Origin of the sequence: Streptomyces sp. NPDC003247 (genome assembly GCF_042888135.1) — a bacterium.
GTDB lineage: Bacteria > Actinomycetota > Actinomycetes > Streptomycetales > Streptomycetaceae > Streptomyces.
The window spans coordinates 221,538-244,460 of sequence record NZ_JBIAPF010000006.1; the positions used below are offsets into that span (position 1 = coordinate 221,538).

Below are 22,923 nucleotides of genomic sequence, written 5' to 3' on the forward strand. Positions count from 1 at the left end.
CAGCGGTTCGAGGGCCGCGGCCCGCGGCGCGTCCCGCTCCGTGTCGGCGTACTCCGGCACCGTGTCGGCGTACGCCGCCCCATCGGCGTGTTCTCCGCCGCTCTGTACCGCCCCGGCGGGAAGCGGGTCCTGCGGGTCGACCCGGGCCTGTCCGACGCGCTGACCGCGCCGACCGCCCACGGTTTCGTCGCGGTACTGCGGTCACCTCCGCTGGCGTACGTGGGGTTGCGCCAGGTGCGGCTGCGCGAGCTGGGGCTGGGACGCGTCGACGTCCTCGCGGTCGACGCGACCGGCACCCGGATCGCGTTGGCCGGCGGCCGTCACCTGGCCGTCACCGACGAGGGTGTGGAGGAGGTCGTTCTCCGCGCGGACCGGGCCCTGCCGGACTCCCACGGCGATGTACGGGACATGGTGTTCCTGTCACCGACCGAGGTGGTCTCGGCCGCGTCGACCGGCGGGCTGTACCGGTTCGAACTGGACTGCGGAGCGCTGTTCCCCACCGCGTGGAGCGGCACCGCGCCGCATCTGTTCCGGGTCTTCGCCGTTCCTGCCTGGCGCACCGTAGGAGGCGTCGCGTGCTCCGGTCCCGCACCGCACCGCCTCACCGCGGACCGCACCACGCGGGAGATGGACGAGGCGATCGACCTGTACGTGCAGAACATCTTCTTCGCGACCGAAACCCTCGGCGCGGACGATGCCCTGGCGTTGGGCAACTGGCACGACATCGGCCATCTCTACTTCCACTCCCGCCGTGCGTCCAAGGCCGTCGAGGTGAGCAGGCGTGCCCTGCCAAGGGGGCGACGACACACTGGAGCGACGCAAGGAACGGTTGTTCAACTCGTACTACGAGAGATCCAGGAACGCGCCTTCGGCCCCGACAGCGGGCCGGCCCTCGAGTCCCTGCTGACCCTCGTCTCCGGATACGACCAGGCGGGTCGGCTCGACGAGGCCCGGGGCGACTCCGCCGATCCGGGCGGACGGTGACCGGATCGCGCCGGCCCGCCGTGAGGCCGGTCACCCCGTCGTCGCAGGGCCCCCGCCGGCCCGGATCGGGTGCCGTAAGGGACCCGTCAAGGACACGGACCCCGCCGTAAGAGAACCGTCAAGGGACGACCTGGTCAGGCCGCGGAGGCGTTTTCCTCTAAGCGTCCGATTCCGACGCACCTCGTTCCAGGAGTTCGCGATGGCCGATCTGGCTTTCGTCGTCACCATCATCGCGGGATTCGCGCTGGTGGCTCTGGCCGCCAAGGGGGTGACGAAGCTGTGACCGCCGAGAACACCGTCGGCCTGGTCGTGGCCGTCGCCCTGCTGGGCTATCTCGCCCTCGCTCTGATCTTCCCGGAGAGGTTCTGAGAGCCGACATGGGTCCCGTACCGGCCGGCGTGCTCCAGTTGCTCGCCCTGACGGGCGCGCTGGCGCTCGTCCACATTCCCCTCGGCCATCACATGGCCCGGGTCTACTCCTCGAAAAAACACCTGCGCGTCGAGAAGTGGATCTACCAGGGCATCGGTGCCGACCCCGATGCCGAGATGCGCTGGCCCGCGTACCTGCGCGGTGTCCTCGCCTTCTCGGCCGTCGGTGTCGTCTTCCTCTACCTGCTGCAACGGCTCCAGGGCGTGCTGCCCGGCTCGCTCGGCTTCTCCTCGGTCGGACCGGCGCAGTCGTTCAACACGGCCGTGTCCTTCGTGACCAACACCAACTGGCAGTCCTACTACGGCGAGCAGACCATGGGTCACGTCGTGCAGACCGCCGGTCTGGCCGTGCAGAACTTCGTCTCCGCGGCCGTCGGCATGGCCGTCGCCGTGGCACTGGTACGCGGCTTCGCCCGCTCGCGCACCGGTGAACTCGGCAATTTCTGGTCCGACCTGGTGCGCGGCACCCTGCGGATCCTGGTGCCGGGCGCGGCGATCGCCGCCCTCGTACTGGTGGCCTGCGGCACCCTGCAGAACTTCTCCGGCATCCACGAGGTCGGCCAGTTCCTGGGCGGTTCGCAGCAGTGGAACGGTGGCGCGGTCGCCTCGCAGGAGGCCATCAAGGAGCTGGGCACCAACGGCGGCGGCTACTTCAACGCCAACAGCGCTCACCCGTTCGAGAACCCGACGCCCTTCACGAACCTCTTCGAGATCTTCCTGATCCTGGTGATCCCGTTCTCGCTGACCCGCACCTTCGGTGTGATGGTCGGTTCCGTGCGGCAGGGGTACGCGATCCTCGCCACGATGGCCACCCTCTGGGCCGGCTTCGTCGCCCTGATGATGTGGACCGAGTTCGCCCACCACGGCCCGGCGCTCCAGCTGGCGGGCGGGGCCATGGAGGGCAAGGAGGTCCGCTTCGGGATCGGCTCCTCGTCGATCTTCGCGGTGTCGACCACGCTCACCTCGACCGGCGCGGTGAACTCCTTCCACTCGTCCTTCACCGGCCTGGGCGGCGGCCTCACGATGCTCGGCATGATGCTCGGCGAGATCGCGCCCGGCGGCACCGGGTCCGGCCTCTACGGCATGCTGATCATGGCGGTCATCGCGGTGTTCATCGCCGGCCTGATGGTCGGGCGGACGCCCGAGTACCTGGGCAAGAGGATCGGCGCGCGGGAGATGAAGCCGGCGGCCTGCTACCTGCTGGTCACGCCGGCCCTGGTCCTGGTCTTCACGGCGGCGTCCATGGCGCTGCCGACCCCGCCCCACTCGATGCTCAATCCCGGCGCGCACGGCTTCTCGGAAGTGCTGTACGCGTTCACCTCGGCGTCCAACAACAACGGCTCGGCCTTCGCCGGTCTGAACGCGAACACCGACTGGTACAACACCGCCACCGGGCTGGCGATGCTGTTCGGCCGCTTCCTGCCGATGGTGTTCGTCCTGGCACTGGCCGGCTCGCTCGCCGAGCAGCGGCCGGTCCCGGTCACCGCGGGCACGCTGCGCACCGAGAAGCCGCTGTTCACCGGCCTGTTGGTGGGCGCGGTCCTGATCGTCACCGGTCTGACCTACTTCCCGGCGCTGGCCCTGGGCCCGCTCGCCGAGGGGCTGGCGTGATGGCCACCCGTACCGAGAATGCAGAGGGCTCCATGTCCACCGTCACTCCCGCCCGGGCGCCGCACGGCGACGCCCCCGCCGGGCACACCCCCGCCGAGGGCCGCGTCGGAGCGGGCCTCTTCGACCCCGCGCAGCTGATCAGGTCCCTGCCGGAGGCGGTGCGCAAACTCGACCCCCGGGTGATGGTCACGTCGCCCGTGATGTTCGTGGTGTGGGTCGGCTCGGTCCTGACGACCGTGTTCTCCTTCACCGACCCGGGTGACTGGTTCGGCTGGACCATCAGTGCCTGGCTGTGGCTGACCGTCGTCTTCGCCAACCTGGCGGAGGCGGTCGCCGAGGGCCGCGGCAAGGCGCAGGCCGACACCCTGCGCAGGGCCAGGACGGACACGGTCGCCCGCCGGCTGCGCGGCGACGGCGCGCAGGAGCGGGTCCCCGGCACCGAGCTGAGGATCGGCGACCGGGTGGTCTGCGAGGCCGGGGACGTCATCCCCGGTGACGGTGACGTCGTCGAGGGCGTCGCGTCCGTCGACGAGTCGGCGATCACCGGCGAGTCGGCGCCGGTCATCCGTGAGTCGGGAGGCGACCGCTCGGCGGTCACCGGCGGCACGAAGGTGCTGTCCGACCGCATCGTCGTCACGATCACGACGAAGCCCGGCGAGACGTTCATCGACCGGATGATCAGCCTCGTCGAGGGGGCGGCCCGGCGGAAGACGCCGAACGAGATCGCGCTGAACATCCTGCTGGCGTCGCTGACCATCGTCTTCCTGCTCGCGTGCGCCACGCTGCCGCCCTTCGCGCGGTACGCCGGCACGCACCTGTCGTTGGTGGTGCTGGTCGCCCTGCTGGTGTGCCTGATCCCGACCACCATCGGCGCGCTGCTGTCGGCGATCGGCATCGCGGGCATGGACCGTCTGGTGCAGCGCAACGTCCTGGCCATGTCCGGCAGGGCCGTCGAAGCGGCGGGCGACGTGTCGACCCTGCTCCTCGACAAGACCGGCACGATCACCCTCGGCAACCGCCGGGCGGCCGAGTTCGTACCGGTGCGGGGCACGACGGAGGCGGAGCTGGCGGACGCGGCCCAGCTCTCCTCGCTGGCCGACGAGACGCCCGAGGGCCGCTCGGTCGTCGTCCTGGCGAAGGAGCGGTACGGGCTGCGCGAGCGCCACCGGGGAGAGCTCGCGCACGCCGAGTGGATCGAGTTCACCGCCCAGACCCGGATGTCGGGTGTGGACGTCGACGGGCGCAAGGTCCGCAAGGGCGCCGCGGCCTCCGTCATCGCCTGGGTGGCGGAGCGGGGCGGCGAGGCCGCCGGGGACGCGGGACGGACTGCCGACCGGATCGCCGCGGCGGGCGGTACTCCGCTGCTGGTCGCGGTGGACGACGAGCGGGGAGCCCGCGTCCTGGGTGTCGTCCATCTGAAGGACGTCGTCAAGGACGGCATGCGCGAGCGGTTCGAGGAGCTGCGCCGCATGGGCATCAAGACCGTCATGATCACGGGCGACAACCCGCTGACGGCCAGGGCGATCGCCGAGGAGGCCGGCGTCGACGACTTCCTCGCGGAGGCCACCCCCGAGGACAAGATGGCGCTGATCAAACGCGAGCAGGCGGGCGGCAAGCTGGTCGCGATGACCGGTGACGGCACGAACGACGCGCCCGCGCTGGCCCAGGCGGACGTCGGCGTGGCGATGAACACGGGGACGTCGGCCGCCAAGGAGGCCGGCAACATGGTCGACCTCGACTCCGACCCGACCAAACTGATCGAGATCGTGGAGATCGGCAAGCAGCTGCTGATCACGCGCGGTGCGCTGACGACGTTCTCCATAGCCAACGACGTCGCGAAGTACTTCGCGATCATCCCGGCGCTGTTCGCGGCCGTCCACCCCGGCCTGGACAGGCTCAACATCATGGGGCTGTCCTCGCCCGACTCCGCGATCCTGTCGGCCGTCGTCTTCAACGCGCTGATCATCGTCGCGCTGGTGCCGCTGTCGCTGAAGGGCGTGCGGTACCGGCCGGTCAGCGCCGACCGGATGCTGCGGCGCAATCTGACCGTCTACGGCCTGGGCGGGCTGATCGCGCCCTTCGTCGGCATCAAGCTCATCGACCTGTTCGTCTCCCTCATACCCGGGATCGGCTGATCACCATGAACAACTCGGTCACGAACACCGCCCGGCTGCTCGGGGCGGGCCTGCGCGCCCTGCTCCTGCTGACCCTGGTGACCGGTGTGCTCTACCCCCTGGCCGTCACCGGCATCGCCCAGGGGCTGTTCCACGAGAAGGCGAACGGCTCCGAGGTCGTCGCGGACGGTCGGGTCGTCGGCTCCTCCCTGATCGGGCAGTCGTACGACCTGCCGCCGGCGAAGGGGCGGCAGACACCCGAAGCGGACCTGCGGTGGTTCCAGGGCCGCCCGGCGAACGGGCTCGGCGCCAACAGCGTCAACACGCGGTACGAGCTGCTGCTGTCCGGCGCCACCAACCTGTCCGCCGACAACGAGGAACTGATCCGGCAGGTCGAGGCCGCCCGGGCCGCCGTCGTCGAGGACAACTCCGTCCCCGGCTGGACGGTCGAGCCGTCCGACGTCCCCGCCGACGCGGTGACGTCCTCCGGTTCCGGCCTGGACCCGGACATCTCCCCGGCCTACGCCCGCCTCCAGGTCCACCGCGTCGCCGCGCGCAACGGCCTGTCCGCCGCCCGGGTGGAGCGGCTGGTCGAGGACCACACCGAGGGCCGTACGCTGGGCTTCTTGGGCGAGCCCCGGGTGAACGTCCTGGAACTCAACATCGCGCTCAAGAACCTCGTAGCGGCGAAGCGGTGACGGCTTCGCGCCCCACGGGAGCCGGCGGCTCGGGAGTCATCCCGGCTCCGCCGGCTCCCGCCGTCATGGAGCCGGTCGCCCCGCATCCGGCCCCGTACGGCCCGACGTACGACAGGAGTGACACACACCTATGACCCGGGTGCTCGTGGTGGAGGACGACCCGCAGCTCGTTCGGGCCCTCGTCATCAACCTGCAGGCGCGTCACTACGGCGTGGACGCCGCCCCCGACGGGGCCACGGCCCTGCGGCTCGCCGCCGCGCGTCAGCCCGACGTGGTCGTGCTCGACCTCGGCCTGCCGGACATGGACGGCGTCGAGGTCATCCGGGGCCTGCGGGGCTGGAGCCGGGTGCCGATCCTGGTCCTGTCGGCCCGGCAGGCGTCCAACGAGAAGGTGGCCGCGCTCGACGCCGGCGCCGACGACTACGTCACCAAGCCCTTCAGCATGGACGAGCTGCTGGCCCGGCTGCGCGCCGCCGTCCGCCGGGCCGAGGACACACCGGTCACCGCCGAGACGGCGCTGGTCGAGACGGCGGGCTTCAGCGTCGACCTGCTGGCCAAGAAGGTCGTCCGGGACGGCCGGGACGTGCGGCTGACCCCGACCGAGTGGCATCTGCTGGAGATCCTGGTGACCCATCCGGGCCGGCTGATCACGCAGCAGCAGCTCCTCCAGGAGGTCTGGGGCTTCCCGCAGAGCAAGAAGACCAACTATCTGCGGGTCTACATGGCCCAGTTGCGCCGCAAACTGGAGACGGACCCCTCCCACCCCCGCCATCTGATCACCGAGCCCGGTATGGGCTACCGCTTCGAGGGATGACATGGCACGCGGCAGGCTCAGGATCTTCCTCGGTGCGGCACCCGGCGTCGGCAAGACGTACGCGATGCTGTCGGAGGCGCACCGCCGGGTCGAACGGGGCACCGACTGCGTGGCCGCGTTCGTCGAGCACCACCAGCGGCCGCGCACCGAGGTGATGCTGCACGGCCTGGAACAGGTCCCGCGCCGGGAGATCGAGTACCGGGGCGGCACCTTCACCGAGATGGACGTGGACGCCGTCCTGCGGCGCTCCCCCGCCGTCGCCCTGGTCGACGAGCTCGCCCACACCAACGTCCCCGGCTCCCGCAACGCCAAGCGCTGGCAGGACGTGGAGGAACTGCTCGCCGCCGGCATCGACGTCGTCTCCACCGTGAACATCCAGCACCTGGAGTCGCTGGGCGACGTGGTGGAGTCGATCACGGGGGTGCGGCAGCGCGAGACCGTCCCCGACGAGGTCGTGCGGCGCGCGGACCAGATCGAGCTGGTCGACATGTCCCCGGAGGCCCTGCGCCGCCGTATGGCCCACGGGAACATCTACCGGCCGGACAAGGTCGACGCGGCCCTGTCCCACTACTTCCGGCCCGGGAACCTGACCGCCCTGCGGGAGCTGGCGCTGCTGTGGGTGGCCGACCGGGTCGACGAGTACCTGAACGAGTACCGCGACGAGCACCACGTCTCGGCCATCTGGGGCTCGCGGGAGCGGATCGTGGTCGGCCTGACCGGCGGCCCCGAGGGCCGGACGCTGATACGGCGCGCCGTCCGCCTGGCGGAGAAGGGCGCCGGCGGCGAGGTCATGGCCGTCTACATCTCCCGCAGCGACGGCCTCACCGCCGCCTCGCCGAAGGAACTGTCCGTCCAGCGCGCCCTGGTGGAGGACCTCGGCGGCACCTTCCACCATGTCGTCGGCGACGACGTCCCGGCCGCCCTGCTCGACTTCGCCCGGGGTGCCAACGCCACCCAGATCGTGCTGGGCGCCTCCCGCCGCAAGGGCTGGCAGTACGTCCTCGGACCGGGGGTCGGGGCCACGGTCGCCCGTGAGTCCGGTCCCGATCTCGACGTCCACCTCGTGACGCACGACGCGGTGGGCAAGGGCCGTGGGCTGCCGGTGGCGCGCGGGGCGCGCCTGGGGCGGTCCCGGGTGGTGGGGGGCTGGCTCGTCGGTGTGCTCGGTCCCGTCCTGCTGACCTGGCTCCTCACCGGCGCCGTGCCGGACGTCGGCCTCGCCAACGACATGCTGCTGTTCCTGGCGCTGACGGTGGCGGCGGCCCTGCTGGGCGGGCTGTTCCCGGCGCTGGCCTCCGCGGTGGTGGGTTCGCTGCTGCTCAACTGGTACTTCAGCCCGCCCGTCAGCACCCTGACGATCGCCGACCCGACGAACGTCGTCGCCATCGCGGTCTTCGTCGGGGTCGCCGTGTCGGTGGCCTCGGTGGTGGACCTCGCGGCCCGGCGCACCGACCAGGCGGCGCGGCTGCGGGCCGAGTCGGAGATCCTCTCCTTCCTCGCGGGGAACGTCCTGCGGGGGGAGACCACGCTGGAGGCGCTGCTGGAGCGGGTCCGCGAGACCTTCGGCATGGAGTCGGCGGCGCTGCTGGAGCGGACCGGTGAGACGGCTCCCTGGACCTGCGCCGGCAGCGTGGGCGACCGTCCCGCGGAGGTCCCGGAGGACGCGGACGTCGACGTGCCGGTCGGTGACCACATGGCCCTGTCCCTGCGCGGGCGGGTGCTGCCCGCCTCCGACCGCCGGGTGCTGGCCGCCTTCGCCGCGCAGGCCGCCGTGGTCCTGGACCGCCAGCGCCTGCGCCGTGAAGCCGACCGGGCCCGGGAACTGGCCGAGGGGAACCGCATGCGGACCGCGCTGCTCGCCGCCGTCAGCCACGACCTGCGCACCCCGCTCGCCGGGATCAAGGCCGCGGTGTCCTCACTGCTCTCCGACGACGTCGAGTGGTCGGAGCGGGACCGGGCGGATCTGCTCCAGGCCATCGACGAGGGCGCCGACCGGCTCGACCACCTGGTCGGCAACCTGCTGGACATGTCCCGTCTGCACACCGGCACGGTCACCCCGGTCTTCCGCGAGACCGACCTCGACGAGGTCGTGCCCATGGCGCTCGGCGGGGTGCCCGAGGACAGCGTGGAGCTGGACATCCCCGAGACGCTGCCCATGGTCCACGTCGACCGGGGGCTGCTGGAGCGGGCGGTCGCCAACGTCGTCGAGAACGCCGTCAAGTACAGCCCGCCGGGCGAGACGGTCCTGGTGTCGGCGAGCGCCCTCGCCGACCGGGTCGAGGTGCGGGTCGTCGACCGGGGGCCCGGTGTGCCGGACGACGCCAAGGACCGCATCTTCGAGCCCTTCCAGCGCTACGGGGACGCGCCCCGCGGTGTCGGCGTCGGCCTCGGCCTCGCGGTGGCGCGCGGCTTCACCGAGGCCCTCGGCGGCACCCTGCACGCCGAGGACACGCCCGGCGGTGGGCTCACCATGGTGCTCTCCGTGCGGACGACACCGCGTCGGCGGCCGCAGCAGCCGGACCTGCCGGCGGCGGCCACGTCCTGAGGGCCGGCGCCCCGGCGGTTCGGGCACCGGGTGGCGCGGTCCCCGGCTCCGGCTCCGGCTCCCCTTGTGTCAGCGGGTGCTGGGGCCGCTGAGCCGTGACCGGTTCGGGACGGTGCCGGCCGTACCGCCGCCGCCGGCGTCGATGCCGCCGCGGGGCTTGGGGGCGGAGAAGGGGGCCTTGTCCTGTGCGCACGTGGTTCCGGGCGGCGGGAGGGCGCCGTCGACGAGGTAGCGGCTCACGTGGGCGTTGATGCAACTGCTGGGGTTGAGCAGTGCGGTGTGTCCGTATCCGGTGTTGGTGAGCAGGCGGGCGTCGGCCAGTTCCTCGGCCATGGCCCGCGCGTTCGAGTAGGGCGTCGAGGGGTCGTAGACGGTGCCGACCACGAGGACGGGGTGGGCCGTCGGCTTGTCCCACGGACCGGTGTACGGGTGGGCGGCCGTGGTGGGCCAGGTGGCGCACGGCTCCGCCGCCCAGGTCCAGAAGCGTCCGGCGTCGCCCTTGGTGCCGGTCTCCTCCAGGGTGTGGAAGAGACCGGGGTCGCGTGGATTGGGGCTGTCGCCGCAGAACACGGCGCCTGCCTGCTCGTCGCCGGTGTACGGGACGGTGACCGGGGGCGTGGTCAGGGGTGCGGAGAGCCCCGGCACGCGGCCTTCCCACAACGCCTGGAGCCGGGCGGCGAGTTCCGTCCATCCGGGGTGGACGATGTAGAGACCGGTGACCGTGTCCGCCACGGTCCTGGCGTAGGTCCAGGTGCCGACCGGACGCTCGCGCAGGCGCCGCATCAGCCGGTCGAACTTGTCCCGGGTCGCGTCCGGACCGCCGGCCGAGAAGGCACAGCCCGCCGTGGTGGTGGACCCGCACAGGGTGAGGAACCGGTCCAGGGTCGCCGCCGCGGTGCGGTCCGAGCCCATGCGCAGGAAGGTCGGAAGACGGGTGGCGTCGCCGGCCCGGCCCGTCCACGCCGACGGGGCGATGTTGCTGTCGAGGACCAGGGCACGGATCGTGTCGGGGAAGAGTCCGGCGTAGGTGGCGCCGAGGATCGTTCCGTAGGAGATCCCCAGGTAGGTGAGCCTCGGTTCGCCCACCGCCCGGCGGAGCCGGTCGAGGTCGAGGGCGGACTCGGCGGTCGACACGTGGCGCAGGAGCGCGGGGTCGCGCTGCTCGCAGCGGCGGCCCAGTTCCCGGTACGCGGCGATCCAGGTGTCCCGCTGCCGCGCGCCGACCGGGAACCCGGCGGGCTTCCCGGCGACCCAGGCCTGGGCCTCCTGGGGGGTCGCGAAGCAGTTCACGGCCGTGCTGTTGCCGACACCGCGCGGATCCCAGCTGACGATGTCGAACCGCTCCCGCACCTCCTGCGGGAAGCGTGCGTAGTTCTGCGGCATCTGGACCGTTCCCGGCCCGCCGGGGCCGCCGGGGTTGAAGAACAGGGTGCCGATGCGCCGCCCGGGCCGGGTGGCCTTGCGTCTGACGACGGACAGGTCGATGGCGCGCCCGCGCGGGTCGGCGTAGTCCAGCGGCACCTTCGCGGTCGCGCAGTCGAAGCGCCCGTCCTGAGGGCAGGGCCGCCAGTTCAACGCGGGGGCCGGTGCCGTGGGTGCCGGAACGCCGTCCGCCGCGGCGAGGTGCGGTCCCGTCAGCACCGCCGAGCAGCTCAGTACGACCGCGATGACCGCGGCTGCCCGTCCCCGACGGCCCGCTGTCGGTCCGGATATGCGCATGTGTCGTCCTCCTCCGGGCCGAACGCCCGGCTGCGGCAGGTCACGGATGCCGACGGCACCCGCGCTCACCCCACCGCGCCCCGGCACCGCACGCGAGCGGCCGACGCCGGACGGGTGAACCGGTGCCGACCGGGCCGGCTCAGCCGTTCGTGTGAGGGGAGGAACGTGATCTGTCCGCGCCTCGGTCGCCTCCGGACGACCCCCGCCCCGGGGACCGGGCGGGGGGCGGGGGCCTCGCGCTCACTCCGCCGCGGGGACCGGGCGCTGTGCTGCTTCCGCCCGGGCCGTCGGCACCCGAGCGACCGGCGGAGGCCGGCCGCTCTCCGCGCGGGAGGAGCCGTCGTCACCGTCGTGGACGACGGGCCTCTTCGAGCCGTCGGTGCGGACGGTCCCCGCCTCGGCTGCGCAGAGGGACGTCCGCCTCGGTGAGCACACGGTGGACGAAACCGTACGACCGTCCGTGGGCCTCGGCGATGGCCCGTATGGACAGACCGTCGGCGTACTGCTTCTTCATCTCCCGCGCCAGTTCCTCGCGGGCCGCGCCAGTGATCTGCTTGCCCTTGTTCATGCGGCGTCTCCTTCGGCGATCGACGTCCAGATGTGATCGTCATCTACCCCCGGCAGCGGAAAAGCCACAGAACCGAGACGCCGTGGCGTCGAGTTCAGGGTGTGCCGTCGGCCCCGGCGACGCCGTCGGCGGCGGTGTCGGCAGCGGCGCTGTCGGCGGCGGCCGCTTCGCCCTGTGCCATGACGAGAAAGCGCCGGACCGCTTCGAGCGGCATGTCGAGCCCCTCGGACGCGGACTGCTCGTCGCCGAACACCTGCACCGCCTCGGTGACGGCCACGGCCAGTTCGACCTCCGCCTTGCGGACCTTGGCCTCGGCCTTGTCCACCGTGTCGACCACCGCCAGCTGACGGCGCTGCTTCTCCTGGAGCCTCTGCTTGCGGGACAGGGTTTTGTCAGAGTTCTGCACAGACATGACCAAGATCATAATCAGTCGGGCAGGCACCTATGAAATCGGTAACTCACCCGCGCCGGCGGGGGCTTCGCGGCTCGACGGCGCCCGGGGGCGCCGGTCACTCGTCGAGCGCCTCGGCCATGGCGTCGAGGTCGGCCAGGAGGGCCGTCAGCCGCCGCGCGGGGATGGATCCGATCATGCGCTCCTCGATGGCGTAGACGGCGCCGCGGGCGGCGTGCAGGCGCTGCCGTCCGGCGGGGGTGAGGTGGACGGGCAGGGCGCGGCCGTGCTCGGTGGTGGCCGGCCGGCTGATCAGACCGGCGTCCTTGAGGCCGCGCAGGACGACATTGGCCGACTGCCGGGTGACGAAGGTGCCGCGGGCCAGGTCGGCGTTGGACAGGCCGGGCTGTTCGTCGAGGAGTTCGAGGCAGGAGTACTGCGGGACGGTGAGGTCGTACTCGCGCAGGGCCTTGTCCATGGCGCCGCGCAGGGCGGCCGAGGCACGTTTGAGGCGGTATCCCACGTGTTCGGTGACGTCCTCGGCGGGGTGGGGCGCGGGCACGCGCGCACGGTCTTCCATGTCAACATTTTGACATGTGGGAGGACCGGGGTCTACCGTCACCGATGTCAAAGCCCTGACATCTAGTCGGGATGCGCCCACCCTGGAGGAACCATGCCCGCCACCGTCGAAGGTCCCGACTTCATCGCCTTGCAGATGAAGGACGTGCCCGCCGCGGCCGCCTTCTTCGAAGAGCGCCTCGGGCTGCGACGGGCCCCCGTCTCACCGCCCCACGCGGTCGTCTTCGCCACCAGCCCGATCCCCTTCGCCGTCCGCGAGCCGCTGCCGGACACCGATCTGGACGGTGCCGCGCGGCCCGGTCTGGGCGTGGCGCTGTGGCTGCGCACCACGGACGCCGCCGCACTGCGCGAGCAGCTCGTGGCGGCGGGCACGCCCGACGTCACCCCGTTGCAGGACAGCCCGTTCGGGCCGACGTTCTCCTTCAGCGGCCCCGAGGGCTACCGGCTCACCGTGCACGGGGGCTGACCGTGAGGGCCGCCGCCCCCACGCCGTTGCCCGTTCCGTCTCGCGGCGAGCCTGCGCCTCAGGCGCGCCGTCGTCGCCCGCCGACGCCGGGGCGGGTGCGTCAGGCGGGATGTTCCACCGCGGTCGGCCAGGCGCCCCGTGCAGAGAGGTGGAGCACGAGGGCCGCGATGTTCCATGCGTCGTCCTCGCCCCGGTGGTGACGGCCTTCGAGCCGCCTCCCCGCGATGTCCAGGGCCTGTGCCATGCCGGGGCGTTTGCGCAGACCGTAGGCCTCGGTGAAGACGGCCTTGGCGTTGGTGTGGTGGCGGCCGAAGGGGTAGGGCGTCCGTGTGCCCTGACACTGCCGTGTGAACTGGCGGCGGTCGTAGTCGCCCCAACTCACCCACGGCCGGGCGCCCGCGCGGTGCTCGGCCGCCAGCAGTCGGCACGCCTCGGCGAAGGCGACCCCCTGGTCGACCTCGTGCGGGGTGAGGCCGGTCAGCTCGGTGCAGAACTCACTGACCGTGGACCGGACGGGCCTCACCAGGATCCGGTGCCGGGCGAGGCGCTCGCCGGCGCCCAGGTCGACGACCGTCAGCCCGATCTCGATGATCTCGCTGACCTGGCCGGGCGGCGGGGAACCGGACCAGCAGGTCGCTTCGACGTCCACGACGTTGACGAGGCCCTCGGCCCAGGTGCTGTCCATGGCGGGAAGCGTAGGGAGGCGCAGCAGCTGGGGCACGTGGTTTCCGAGGCCGCCCGCGGCAACGGATCACCGCGCTCCCGGCCGTACGGCCGAGCCGTCCCGTCAGCCGCGCCTCCGGTCCGCTTCGCGCCGTCGTCTACCCGGCGTGGCCGCTCGACGCACGGTCCCGGCCCGATGCCCCGCGAACCGGCCTGGCCCGCTGCACCAGGGCCGTGGCGGCCCTCCCCCACTCGGGGTACGCGAAGGCGAACCCGGCCGCGTCCAGCCGACCCGGCACCACCCGACGGCTCTTGAGCAGCAGCTCCGTGTCCGAGCGCAGCGCGAACGCCCCCAGCTCGGCCATCCAGCGCGTCGCCGGCAGCCCCACCGGGACGCCCCAGGCCGTGCGCAGCGCCCGCATGAAGTCGCGCTGCGGAAGGGGGCCGGGCGAGGCGAGGTTCACCGGCCCCTCGATGTCGTCCCGGGCGATCAGGAACTCCACCGCCCGTACGAAGTCCTCGTCCTGGATCCACGAGACGTACTGCGCGCCGCCGGCCACCGGACCGCCCAGCCCGAGCCGCGCCAGCCTCGACAGCACGTCGAACACACCGCCGCGGTCCGGGCTCATGACCATCGCCGAGCGCAGCGCCACCTTGCGGGTCGCGGGGGTCGGCGCCTCGGCCTGCGCCCGCTCCCAGTTCTCGGCGATCCGCACGCTGTACGCCCAGTAGTCCGGCGCTCCGGGCTCCGAGCCGCCGATCACTCCGGTCGCCTCGTCGTGCGCCGCGTCGAAGCGGTGGGCGTAGACCGTCGCCGTACTCATCTGCAACCACACGCGGGGTGGCCGCGCGGCGGCGGCGATCGCCTCGCCGACCACCCTCGCCGAATCGACCCGGGAGTCCATCATGGCCCGCAGGTTCTCGGCGGTGTAGCGGCAGGAGACGCTGCGCCCGGCCAGGTTGATCACGACGTCGCAGCCGTCGACGGCCGCGGCCCAGCGGCCGAGCGTGGCCCCGTCCCAGCCGACGTGGTGCGCCCGCACGGGACGCCGGGTCACGACCGTGACCTCGTGACCGGCCGCCGTCAGCGCACGGTCGAGAATCCCGCCCACCTGTCCGGTTCCCCCGGGCAGCACTACCTTCATCGAACCCCCTCGGCTCTGCTCGGCATCAGCGTAGCCCTCTTTTTTGAACGTGTTCAAGTAGGGGTGGTCGGGGGGCGCGTTCGGGCGGGCCGGGCCGGAGCCATCCGGGCGATCCACGTCGAAGGACGCGCTCCCTGGCGCACGCTCACGGCTGCCTGCTCGTGCTGCGCCACCCGATCGGCGACTTCGTGACCGAGGGCGCCGTACTGGCCGAAGCGTTCGGCGGCGGCTCGGTCCCGCCGGCCCGGGCCGTGCGGGCGCTCATCGCCCCGGGGCAGGAGCGGACGATCGACCAGGACCCCGCCTTCGCCGTCAGGGTCCTGGTCGACATCGCCATCAAAGCGCTTTCGCCCGCCATCAACGACCCGACGACCGCCGTCCAGGTGTTGAACTACCTGGAGCAGCACCTCCAGGACCGCCGCGGGCGCCCTCCGGGTACTCGTCCCCGGTCGTGGGTGGAACGAGTACCTCGCCCTGGCCGTCACCGAGATCCGCAAGTACGGCGCCGACCTGTCTGCGCCCGGCCGTGGCACCGGCTACGTCTTCACGGCCGTCCTCTTCGCGTTGTCGCTGCGCAGCCTCGGGCTTCTCCTGAGCTATCCGGTGCGGTTCTGAGAGGCCGGGGTGCCGAGGCGGCCCGCCAGGAAGGGTTCCCCGGAGAGCACGGCACCCGCGGTGACGCCGATGGCGATGGCCACGCACACCACGATCAGCCAGGAGAGCAGGACGAAGACCGAACCCGCGGACCCGTAGTCGGCCAGCGCCCGGCCGAGGGCCCGGGGCATGTAGAAGTGCGCGGTGACGGACAGGCCGGCGACCGCGACCGCCGTGATGACGGCACCCGGCAGAAGGGGTGCCCAGCGGACGAGTCCGCCCAGCAGGAGGTGCTGCGTCCACCACCACAGAACCGTCTGGGTCACGAGGACGATCGGTAGGCCCAGCCACAGTCCCAGGCCGAACCCGTCGCGCAGCGGCCCCTGGAGGAGCAGGACCCCGAGCCAGAGGACGATCCAGGCCAGCCACCGCCAGGGAGCGATGCGTGTCCCGGCCCGGGGGATCGCCCAGGCCCGCTTGCACAGCCGTTGCATCGCGCGGCTCACGGCGGTGGCCGAGAGCAGCACCATCAGTCCGCCGACCACGCCGGTGGCCTGCTGGAGATCGTCGTTCGGGGGCTGGAACGCCTGCTGCAATTGGGCTTTCGCGTCCCCGGTCAGGCCGAAGACGGCACTCACCGAGGCGACGAGCTGTTCCTGCACCGCCGTCGGAGCGTACGCGCCGACGACGAAGAGCAACGGCACCGCGGTCAGGAAGCACTGGGCCGCCAGGCGGGTGGCGGAATCGAGGATGTTCACCGACACCATGCGGTCCACGAGCCGTGTGATCACCGGGAGCCGGGTCTCGAGACGGGCGTGGAAGGCCGTGGCCCGGGCGGCCGGCTCACGCATCCGGCCACGCCACCAGGACGGGCGCGTCACGGAGAGGGGCCGGCGGCGCGTGCCGGGCGCGTGCTTCGCCCCGCCGGGCGGGCCGGGCGGTCCTCCTCGGCCGTCGCCAGCGTTCCCGGCGTTCCCGGCGTTCCCGGCGTTCCCGGACGGCATCAGCCGCCGACGGTCGGGGTGCCCGGGCACCCCGACCGCGTCCCGGCCACCGGCGGGCCCTGTACGGACGTCTCCATCACGTGCTCCTCTCCAGCTCCAGGGTGGGCGAAGGCGGAGTCCGTGGCACCCGGCGGTTCCGCCCACCGACGCCGCCGACGGGCGGAACCGGAGCGGACGCGCGATGGGCGATGGGCGATGGGCGATGGGCGATGGCGATGGGCGGAGCCAACGGGCGGGTGGGCGGACCGAGCGTGCTGTGGGCGGGTCCGACGCACGGTGGGCGAACGCACGCACGATGGGCGGACCGGACATGCGGTGGATCACCCCCGTGCATAGGCTCGACGCGTCCGTGCACGACGGGATACCGACATGGTCTTCGACCTGCTGCTCATCGCCCTGGCCATCACTCTCGACCCGCTGCCCGTCATGGCCTTCGTCCTGGTGGTGGCGTCGGCACGGGGTGTGTGGAAGGGGCTCGCCTTCATCCTGGGATGGCTGGCGTGCTTCGTCGCGGTGATCGCCCTGGTCCTGTCGCTGACCGGGGGCCAGCCCCCACCTCCCCGGTCGCCCCCGTCCACCGCGGCCCTCGTGGCGAAGCTGGTGATCGGCCTGTCGCTGGTGCTCTACGCCGCGTACCGCCGCCGACGGTCCGCCCGCGAGCGGACGCCGGGCGGGGTCACCCCCGCGGCACCGCAACCGCACTCGCCCGGCCCGGACCCGTCCGGCCCGGACCCGTCCGGCCCGAACCCGTCCGGCCCCCACTCGCCCGGCCCGAACCCGTCCGGTGCGACCCCGTCCGGGCCGGATCCGTCCGGGCCGGTCGCCTCGTCGCACCGCGGGGCGTCCTCGTCCCTGGGTGGGCACATGGATCGCGGCTCGGTCGGTGCGGCGGCGGGGCTGGCCGTGCTGCTCCAGCCGTGGGGCCTGGTGGCCGCGGGCGCCCTGACCGTCGTGGAAGCCGACACCTCCCACCTCTCGACGTGGCTGGCGCTCTTCTCCTTCTGCGTGCTCGCCACGGCGAGTCTGCTCGCCGCCGAGCTCTACGTGGTCCTCGCCCCCGCCCGGGCCGGGCGGCGGCTGCTCGGCATGCGCACGTGGATGGAGCGGCACCAGGAGCAGGCGATCGTGGTCGGCAGTCTGGTGATCGGCCTGTGGCTGGTGGGCAAGAGCCTGTACGAGCTGACCGGTTGACGTGCCCGGCCCCCGTTCGTCGCCGGCACCCACGAACGTGCGGCCCCCTCCCCGCGGTGCTGCAATGGCTGTGGGGCTGTCCGCCTCCGTTCGCACGGCGCGCGCCGTCGCCCTCAGGCCCTTCGCACCGGGCCTCGGGGGGCACGGCCGGCGCCCGCTGCCGAGGAGTGGTCATGACTGAGGAACTCGAGGAAATGGGACCCGTCGACTACCTGATCGTCGAGTTCCCCGGGAGCCGCATGACGGGCGAGGGCCTTCCCCTCCTCGTCGACCTGGTCGAGCGCGGCATCATCCGCCTCATCGACCTCGTCTTCATCCGCAAGGACACCGACGGCTCGGTCACCGCGCTGGAGTTGCAGGAACTCGGGGACGAACTCGGCCTGACCGTGTTCGCGGGCGCCTCCTCCGGACTGCTGGACCAGGGTGACCTGGACGAGGCCGGCGCGGCGCTGGAACCCGGCAACTCCGCCGCGGTCGTCGTCTACGAGAACGCGTGGGCCGCTCCGCTGGCCCGTGCGCTGCGGCGCAGCGGTGCGCAGATGGTGGCCGGCGGCCGCATCGCGGTCCAGGACCTGCTGGCGTCGCTGGAGTCGGCCGACACGGGGGCGTGACGCGGCCGGGAACGAGCAGCCGCCCGTCGCCCGTCGCCCGTCGGACGGGTGCGGCCGTCGCGTCAGTGGACGACGGTGAAACTGCGCCACGTGCCCTGGGAAGGGGCCACGGTGTCCGACAGCTGGGTGCCCACGTAGGTGCTCTGCCCGCCCGGTGGCTCGGTGCAGTCCGCCGTCGGGTAGAGGATGAGGTCGTTCACCGTGTAGTTGGCGACATGGGTCACCCCCGCACGGAAACGGTGGCACCCGTCCACCGGCGGGTTCGAAATGGTCTCGACCAGTTCTTTCTTCGCGTTGCGGGTGTCGATCGTGCCCAGTGCCTCCCCCTGCGCACACGCTGTCAGCGTCGCGCCGAGCACGACGACACCCGCGAGGGCGCTCCACGACGGTGAAACGGACATCAGGCCTCCTGTGCCACGGCCGGTGAGCCGACCGGAACGTCGTCCGGGCACCAATATCCGTCAAAGCCGCCGAGTCCGCCCGCCGTCCGTTCCCCCCGCCCGCACCGGCCCGAGCCCGTTCTCCGGCGCGCCCGGCGGCACATGGGGCACCGACCGCCTCGACGCGCCGAACACGGATCGTCTCCTTAGGCTGAATGGGTGCCTTCGGGTGAACGGCAGCAGGAAGGGGAGCCTTCATGGAGGACTACCCGCTCATCGAGAACCACGGTCTCCTCGGCGATCTGCAGACCGCGGCGCTGGTCACCACCGACGGGACCGTCGACTGGCTGTGTCTGCCGCGCTTCGACTCCCCCAGCGTGTTCGGCGCGCTGCTGGACAAGGACAACGGCGGCCACTGCACGGTCCGGCCGAGGAGCGCGACCTACGCCACCAGACAGCTGTACCTGCCGGACACGGCGATCCTGGTCACCCGGTTCATGACCGAGGAGGGCGCCGGGGAGGTGCTCGACTTCATGCCCGTGACGGGCACGACGGTCACGGGCAGGCACCAACTGGTCCGGATGGTCCGCTGTGTGCGCGGGACCATGACGTTCGAGATCGAGATAGCCCCGCGCTTCGACTACGGACGGCTGTCCCATCGGCTGCACCTCGCCGAGCACGGGGCGGTGTTCGAGGCCGACGACGGCACACGGCTCACCGTGCACCCCATCCGCGAGCCGGACGACGACCGGCTGCTGGACGTCCTCATGGACCAGCAGGACGACCTGCACTTCACGCTGACCCTCGAGGCGGGCCGGCAACGCGGGATGGTCCTCGAATCGGACGCCGACGGGCCGCCCCGGCAGATCCGGCTCGCCGAGTACCAGCGGCTCTTCGACCACAACCGCGCGTTCTGGCGCTCCTGGCTGGGGCAGTCGCAGTACTCGGGGCGTTGGCGCGAGACGGTGGAGCGCTCGGCGATCACCCTGAAGCTCATGACGTACGCGCCCAGCGGCGCCCTGGTGGCCGCCCCGACGGCGGCGCTTCCCGAGCAACTGGGCGGCGAGCGCAACTGGGACTACCGCTTCACCTGGATCCGCGACGCGTCCTTCTCCGTGTACGCCCTGCTGGGGCTGGGGTTCACCGAGGAGGCCCGGGCGTTCATCCAGTGGCTGAGCAACCGGGTCAGGGAGCGGGCGGGCAGCGACGGCGACAGCGGTCCGCTCAACATCATGTACAGGGTCGACGGCTCCTCCGACCTGGACGAGCAGCTTCTCGGCCACTGGGAGGGCTATGCGGGTTCCGCGCCGGTCCGGATCGGCAACGGCGCCGCCGACCAGCTCCAGTTGGACATCTACGGGGAGGCGCTGGACAGCATCTACTTCGCCCACCAGCACGGGATCCAGGTGGGGCACCGGGGATGGGGGTCGCTGCTGACCAACCTCGACTGGCTGGCGGACCACTGGGACCAGGCCGGGGAGGGCCTGTGGGAGACGCGTGGCGGCCGCAAGCACTTCACCTACGGCCGGGTGATGTCGTGGGCGGCGTTCGACCGTGCCCTGCGGCTCGCCGAGGCCAACGGCCGGCCCGCCTCGACCGAGCGCTGGCACCGCGCGCGGGACGAGATCTACGACCAGATCATGGCCAAGGGATGGAGCGAGGGACGTCAGGCCTTCGTCCAGCACTACGGCAGTGACGTGCTGGACTCCTCGTTGCTGCGCATGGCGACGGTCGGGTTCATCACCCCGCAGGATCCGATGTGGACGACGACCCTGGACGCCATGGAGCAGGAGCTGGTCAGCGACAGCCTGGTCTACCGGTACAACCCCGAGGCGTCTCCCGACGGCCTGCGCGGCTCGGAGGGAACGTTCTCGCTGTGCACGTTCATGTACGTCGACGCCCTGGCGCGGGCGGGGCGCCTCGACAGGGCCAGGCTGGTGTTCGAGAAGATGATGGGGTACGCCAACCATCTGGGCCTGTACTCCGAGGAGATCGACCCCACGGGCCGTCAACTGGGTAACTTCCCGCAGGCGTTCACCCATCTCGCCCTCATCGACGCGGCCATCACCCTCGACACGGCTCTCGACCGGCGCTGAGTCCGACGCGGGTTCGGCTCGGCCGGTCCATGGCGGGTGACCGTCGGTTGCGGTCTCCCGCCATGGCGCACGGCGGTCTCCCGCCATGGCGCACGGTCACGGTCATGGACCGGCACGGTCAGCGGCATGCTGCTGATGGCAGCCGCGGAGAGGCCGGCTCCGCCTCAGCCGAGCACCCGGCGCTTCTGGGCCTCGAACTCCTCGTCGGTGAGGACGCCTTGTGCCTTGAGATCGGCGAGTTGCTTCAGCTGGTCGATCTTGCCGGTCATGTCGTCGGCGGCGGTCCGTGACGCGGCGGGAGCGGTGTCGGCCGCGGGTTGCGACGGGCCGGGAGCGGTGTCGGCTGCCGGCTGCTGCGCCATGAGCTGCTGTTCGTAGTCCTGCTGCGCCCACCGGCCCGCCTGGCGCCGCGAGACGCGGTTCGAGACCGCGGTGGCCGTGCCCGCGATCGCTGCGGTGCGGGCGACACCGCGAAGGAGTCCTGGCATGCTCGCTCATCTCCCATGTGGTCGCTGCGAGGGTGCACGGCGCCGTGACGCGTGTGCGTCTTCCCAGGTGGACGCGGATCCGCCTGGGTGGCGACGTCGAGTCGCGCCCCCTTGTCGCGCGGCGCGGGCACCGGCTGTTCCTCGCCCGGACGCCCGGACACCCGGGCAGCCCTTCCAGCCATTGCAGCACTCGGCCGAACGGCCCGCACGTTCGACGCCACACGCCCGGTGGGTGGTGTCGGTGGTTGCCTGGCGCGCCAGGGACTCCTGGTACCGAAGGGGGCGTGCGCGGGGCCTCCACTCCCCGCGAGCGGCGCGCGTCACCTGTTCGACATGTTTGGCCGGATGACAGCACATATGCACATCTTCTGCTCCTAGCGTGACATCGCCGTTTTGACCGCACGGACAACCAGGAGGAGAGATGCCGAGCATCACGGGTGCGGGCAGGACCCGGTCGGACCAGGGCTGGCCGCGGTGTATTCACCGACCCACTCCGGCTTCCGCGCCCACCTGAAGCGGATCGAGCGTGAGGCCCCCCTCACCGTGGCGGAGGCCCAGCGCGCCCCCGCAAAGCAGCACCCACAACTACTTGCTTACGCTGTATATTGTGAACGAAGGTATATGCGTTGCGATATTATCGCCGCATGCAAGACCGGCGACCGCCCAGGGACCAGCTGACTGGTCCCTGGCGCCGTTCGATCCCCCCAACTGTCCGGAGATCCACTTGAGTTCCCTGTTCGAGCCCTACACGCTGCGTTCCGTGACGATCCCCAACCGGGTGTGGATGCCCCCGATGTGCATGTATTCCGCCGCGCCCACCGGGCTTGCGGAAGGCGTGGCCACGGACTGGCACTTCCAGCACTACGGAGCGCGCGCGGCGGGCGGCACCGGGCTGATCATCCTGGAGGCCACCGGCATCTCGCCCGAGGGCCGGATATCCCCGTACGACCTGGGGCTGTGGAACGAGACGCAGGCCGGAGGGCTGCGCCGGATCACCGAGTTCCTCAAGAGCCAGGGCACGGTCCCCGGCATCCAGCTCGCCCACGCGGGCCGCAAGGCGTCCACCAGCCGGCCCTGGGACGGGGACCGTCCGGTCGGCGCGGACGAGCACGGCTGGCAGCCGGTGGGTCCGAGCACCGAACCGTACCCGGGCCTGAAGGTCCCGCACGAACTGACCGTCGAGGAGATCCGCGAGATCGTCGACCGGTGGCGTGCCTCGGCCCGCCTCGCCCTCGCCGCCGGCTTCCAGGTCATCGAGGTCCACGGCGCCCACGGCTACCTGATCGGCAACTTCCTCTCCCCGCACAGCAACCGCCGCACCGACGCCTACGGCGGCAGTTTCGACAACCGCATCCGGTTCGCCGTCGAGGTCGTCGACGCCGTCCGCGAGGTCTGGCCGGACGACCTGCCGCTGTTCTTCCGCATCTCGGCCACCGACTGGCTGGAGAAGGACGGCTGGACCCCCGACGAGACCGTCGCCCTCGCCCGTGTCCTCACCGAGCACGGTGTGGATCTCATGGACGTCTCCACCGGCGGCAACGCGGCCCGGGTCACCTTCCCGGTCGGCCCGGACTATCAGGTGCCCTTCGCCGGCCGGGTCCGGCGCGAGACGGACATGCCGGTGGCTGCGGTCGGCGAGATCACCGATCCCGAGCAGGCGGAGAAGATCCTCGCCGCCGGCGACGCCGACGCGGTGCTGATCGGCCGCCAGCTGCTGCGCGAGCCCACCTGGGCCCGGCGCGCGGCGCGCGAGCTCGGCGGCGACGTGCGCATCCCCCCGCAGTACGGCTGGCGTCCCTGAGCGGTCGCCCGTCGAAGGCCGCCTGATCGCCGG

At 72.0% G+C, this 22,923-nt stretch carries 21 protein-coding genes and 1 pseudogene; 13 read left to right on the forward strand and 9 right to left on the reverse strand.

Annotated elements, in window-relative coordinates; translation table 11 throughout:
- Positions 1-87: 87 nt before the first annotated feature.
- The 7 genes from ACFYWQ_RS21995 to ACFYWQ_RS22025 all read left to right on the forward strand — a co-directional run bounded on the left by ACFYWQ_RS21995 (position 88) and on the right by ACFYWQ_RS22025 (position 9,194).
- Complete coding sequence (locus tag ACFYWQ_RS21995; protein WP_389518547.1) at positions 88-984, forward strand: hypothetical protein; 897 nt, start codon at positions 88-90, stop codon at positions 982-984.
- Between the two features lie 279 nt (positions 985-1,263).
- Positions 1,264-1,353: a K(+)-transporting ATPase subunit F gene (kdpF, locus tag ACFYWQ_RS22000; protein WP_389518548.1), complete on the forward strand. Its 90-nt coding sequence runs from the start codon at positions 1,264-1,266 to the stop codon at positions 1,351-1,353.
- Positions 1,354-1,361: 8 nt separating this feature from the next.
- Complete coding sequence (kdpA, locus tag ACFYWQ_RS22005; RefSeq protein WP_389518549.1) at positions 1,362-3,023, forward strand: potassium-transporting ATPase subunit KdpA; 1,662 nt, start codon at positions 1,362-1,364, stop codon at positions 3,021-3,023.
- Positions 3,024-3,055: 32 nt separating this feature from the next.
- Positions 3,056-5,158: a potassium-transporting ATPase subunit KdpB gene (gene kdpB, locus ACFYWQ_RS22010; RefSeq protein ID WP_389518825.1), complete on the forward strand. Its 2,103-nt coding sequence runs from the start codon at positions 3,056-3,058 to the stop codon at positions 5,156-5,158.
- Positions 5,159-5,163: 5 nt separating this feature from the next.
- Positions 5,164-5,835, forward strand: a complete 672-nt coding sequence (locus tag ACFYWQ_RS22015) for a potassium-transporting ATPase subunit C (protein ID WP_389518550.1) — start codon at positions 5,164-5,166, stop codon at positions 5,833-5,835.
- Between the two features lie 130 nt (positions 5,836-5,965).
- On the forward strand, positions 5,966-6,649 hold the full coding sequence (locus ACFYWQ_RS22020; protein ID WP_389518551.1) for a response regulator: 684 nt from the start codon (positions 5,966-5,968) through the stop codon (positions 6,647-6,649).
- Between the two features lies 1 nt (position 6,650).
- Complete coding sequence (locus ACFYWQ_RS22025; protein ID WP_389518552.1) at positions 6,651-9,194, forward strand: ATP-binding protein; 2,544 nt, start codon at positions 6,651-6,653, stop codon at positions 9,192-9,194.
- A 69-nt stretch (positions 9,195-9,263) separates the two neighbouring features.
- Here ACFYWQ_RS22025 and ACFYWQ_RS22030 read toward each other — a convergent pair whose 3' ends face one another.
- The 4 genes from ACFYWQ_RS22030 to ACFYWQ_RS22045 all read right to left on the reverse strand — a co-directional run bounded on the left by ACFYWQ_RS22030 (position 9,264) and on the right by ACFYWQ_RS22045 (position 12,452).
- A complete protein-coding gene (locus tag ACFYWQ_RS22030) occupies positions 9,264-10,913 on the reverse strand; it encodes an alpha/beta hydrolase (RefSeq protein WP_389518553.1) in 1,650 nt (549 codons plus the stop codon).
- Between the two features lie 343 nt (positions 10,914-11,256).
- A complete protein-coding gene (locus ACFYWQ_RS22035) occupies positions 11,257-11,481 on the reverse strand; it encodes a helix-turn-helix domain-containing protein (protein WP_389518554.1) in 225 nt (74 codons plus the stop codon).
- Between the two features lie 94 nt (positions 11,482-11,575).
- A complete protein-coding gene (locus ACFYWQ_RS22040) occupies positions 11,576-11,893 on the reverse strand; it encodes a hypothetical protein (RefSeq protein WP_389518555.1) in 318 nt (105 codons plus the stop codon).
- A 97-nt stretch (positions 11,894-11,990) separates the two neighbouring features.
- The gene (locus ACFYWQ_RS22045; protein WP_389518556.1) at positions 11,991-12,452 is read right to left on the reverse strand and encodes a MarR family winged helix-turn-helix transcriptional regulator; all 462 of its coding nucleotides are present in this window, start codon (positions 12,450-12,452) and stop codon (positions 11,991-11,993) included.
- A 93-nt stretch (positions 12,453-12,545) separates the two neighbouring features.
- On the opposite strand from ACFYWQ_RS22045, the gene ACFYWQ_RS22050 reads away from it, so the two are divergent.
- On the forward strand, positions 12,546-12,917 hold the full coding sequence (locus ACFYWQ_RS22050) for a VOC family protein (RefSeq protein ID WP_389518557.1): 372 nt from the start codon (positions 12,546-12,548) through the stop codon (positions 12,915-12,917).
- A 100-nt stretch (positions 12,918-13,017) separates the two neighbouring features.
- Here the strand turns inward: ACFYWQ_RS22050 and ACFYWQ_RS22055 are convergent, their stop codons facing one another.
- Positions 13,018-13,602: an exonuclease domain-containing protein gene (locus ACFYWQ_RS22055; protein WP_389518558.1), complete on the reverse strand. Its 585-nt coding sequence runs from the start codon at positions 13,600-13,602 to the stop codon at positions 13,018-13,020.
- A 136-nt stretch (positions 13,603-13,738) separates the two neighbouring features.
- Complete coding sequence (locus tag ACFYWQ_RS22060; protein WP_389518559.1) at positions 13,739-14,725, reverse strand: epimerase; 987 nt, start codon at positions 14,723-14,725, stop codon at positions 13,739-13,741.
- A 134-nt stretch (positions 14,726-14,859) separates the two neighbouring features.
- Between ACFYWQ_RS22060 and ACFYWQ_RS22065 the strand changes: the two are divergent.
- Positions 14,860-15,150, forward strand: a pseudogene (locus ACFYWQ_RS22065) (DUF2254 family protein); the annotation flags it as partial.
- Between the two features lie 171 nt (positions 15,151-15,321).
- Here the strand turns inward: ACFYWQ_RS22065 and ACFYWQ_RS22070 are convergent.
- Entirely contained in the window at positions 15,322-16,170 is an 849-nt protein-coding gene (locus ACFYWQ_RS22070) for a YhjD/YihY/BrkB family envelope integrity protein (RefSeq protein ID WP_389518560.1), read from the reverse strand.
- 522 nt (positions 16,171-16,692) lie between these two features.
- Between ACFYWQ_RS22070 and ACFYWQ_RS22075 the strand changes: the two genes are divergently transcribed.
- Positions 16,693-17,514 (forward strand): GAP family protein, encoded by an 822-nt coding sequence (locus tag ACFYWQ_RS22075; RefSeq protein ID WP_389518561.1) that lies wholly within the window; start codon positions 16,693-16,695, stop codon positions 17,512-17,514.
- A 173-nt stretch (positions 17,515-17,687) separates the two neighbouring features.
- Positions 17,688-18,125: a DUF6325 family protein gene (locus ACFYWQ_RS22080; protein WP_389518562.1), complete on the forward strand. Its 438-nt coding sequence runs from the start codon at positions 17,688-17,690 to the stop codon at positions 18,123-18,125.
- A 62-nt stretch (positions 18,126-18,187) separates the two neighbouring features.
- On the opposite strand, the gene ACFYWQ_RS22085 is transcribed toward ACFYWQ_RS22080, so the two are convergent.
- A complete protein-coding gene (locus ACFYWQ_RS22085) occupies positions 18,188-18,526 on the reverse strand; it encodes a hypothetical protein (protein ID WP_389518563.1) in 339 nt (112 codons plus the stop codon).
- Between the two features lie 236 nt (positions 18,527-18,762).
- Between ACFYWQ_RS22085 and ACFYWQ_RS22090 the strand changes: the two genes are divergently transcribed.
- The gene (locus ACFYWQ_RS22090) at positions 18,763-20,601 is read left to right on the forward strand and encodes a glycoside hydrolase family 15 protein (protein ID WP_389518564.1); all 1,839 of its coding nucleotides are present in this window, start codon (positions 18,763-18,765) and stop codon (positions 20,599-20,601) included.
- 164 nt (positions 20,602-20,765) lie between these two features.
- On the opposite strand, the gene ACFYWQ_RS22095 is transcribed toward ACFYWQ_RS22090, so the two are convergent.
- A complete protein-coding gene (locus ACFYWQ_RS22095; protein WP_389518565.1) occupies positions 20,766-21,089 on the reverse strand; it encodes an SHOCT domain-containing protein in 324 nt (107 codons plus the stop codon).
- A 724-nt stretch (positions 21,090-21,813) separates the two neighbouring features.
- Between ACFYWQ_RS22095 and ACFYWQ_RS22100 the strand changes: the two genes are divergently transcribed.
- Positions 21,814-22,890 (forward strand): NADH:flavin oxidoreductase/NADH oxidase, encoded by a 1,077-nt coding sequence (locus tag ACFYWQ_RS22100; protein WP_389518566.1) that lies wholly within the window; start codon positions 21,814-21,816, stop codon positions 22,888-22,890.
- Positions 22,891-22,923 lie beyond the last annotated feature (33 nt).

Excerpts from the sequence above, each read along its gene's own strand:
- kdpA (WP_389518549.1), top strand. The coding sequence starts at position 1,362 with ATGGGTCCCGTACCGGCCGGCGTGCTCCAGTTGCTCGCCCTGACGGGC.
- kdpB (WP_389518825.1), top strand. The coding sequence starts at position 3,056 with ATGTCCACCGTCACTCCCGCCCGGGCGCCGCACGGCGACGCCCCCGCC.
- ACFYWQ_RS22015 (WP_389518550.1), top strand. The coding sequence starts at position 5,164 with ATGAACAACTCGGTCACGAACACCGCCCGGCTGCTCGGGGCGGGCCTG.
- ACFYWQ_RS22020 (WP_389518551.1), top strand. The coding sequence starts at position 5,966 with ATGACCCGGGTGCTCGTGGTGGAGGACGACCCGCAGCTCGTTCGGGCC.
- ACFYWQ_RS22025 (WP_389518552.1), top strand. The coding sequence starts at position 6,651 with ATGGCACGCGGCAGGCTCAGGATCTTCCTCGGTGCGGCACCCGGCGTC.
- ACFYWQ_RS22030 (WP_389518553.1), bottom strand. The coding sequence starts at position 10,913 with ATGCGCATATCCGGACCGACAGCGGGCCGTCGGGGACGGGCAGCCGCG.
- ACFYWQ_RS22035 (WP_389518554.1), bottom strand. The coding sequence starts at position 11,481 with ATGAACAAGGGCAAGCAGATCACTGGCGCGGCCCGCGAGGAACTGGCG.
- ACFYWQ_RS22040 (WP_389518555.1), bottom strand. The coding sequence starts at position 11,893 with ATGTCTGTGCAGAACTCTGACAAAACCCTGTCCCGCAAGCAGAGGCTC.
- ACFYWQ_RS22045 (WP_389518556.1), bottom strand. The coding sequence starts at position 12,452 with ATGGAAGACCGTGCGCGCGTGCCCGCGCCCCACCCCGCCGAGGACGTC.
- ACFYWQ_RS22050 (WP_389518557.1), top strand. The coding sequence starts at position 12,546 with ATGCCCGCCACCGTCGAAGGTCCCGACTTCATCGCCTTGCAGATGAAG.
- ACFYWQ_RS22055 (WP_389518558.1), bottom strand. The coding sequence starts at position 13,602 with ATGGACAGCACCTGGGCCGAGGGCCTCGTCAACGTCGTGGACGTCGAA.
- ACFYWQ_RS22060 (WP_389518559.1), bottom strand. The coding sequence starts at position 14,725 with ATGAAGGTAGTGCTGCCCGGGGGAACCGGACAGGTGGGCGGGATTCTC.
- ACFYWQ_RS22070 (WP_389518560.1), bottom strand. The coding sequence starts at position 16,170 with ATGCGTGAGCCGGCCGCCCGGGCCACGGCCTTCCACGCCCGTCTCGAG.
- ACFYWQ_RS22075 (WP_389518561.1), top strand. The coding sequence starts at position 16,693 with ATGGTCTTCGACCTGCTGCTCATCGCCCTGGCCATCACTCTCGACCCG.
- ACFYWQ_RS22080 (WP_389518562.1), top strand. The coding sequence starts at position 17,688 with ATGACTGAGGAACTCGAGGAAATGGGACCCGTCGACTACCTGATCGTC.
- ACFYWQ_RS22085 (WP_389518563.1), bottom strand. The coding sequence starts at position 18,526 with ATGTCCGTTTCACCGTCGTGGAGCGCCCTCGCGGGTGTCGTCGTGCTC.
- ACFYWQ_RS22090 (WP_389518564.1), top strand. The coding sequence starts at position 18,763 with ATGGAGGACTACCCGCTCATCGAGAACCACGGTCTCCTCGGCGATCTG.
- ACFYWQ_RS22095 (WP_389518565.1), bottom strand. The coding sequence starts at position 21,089 with ATGCCAGGACTCCTTCGCGGTGTCGCCCGCACCGCAGCGATCGCGGGC.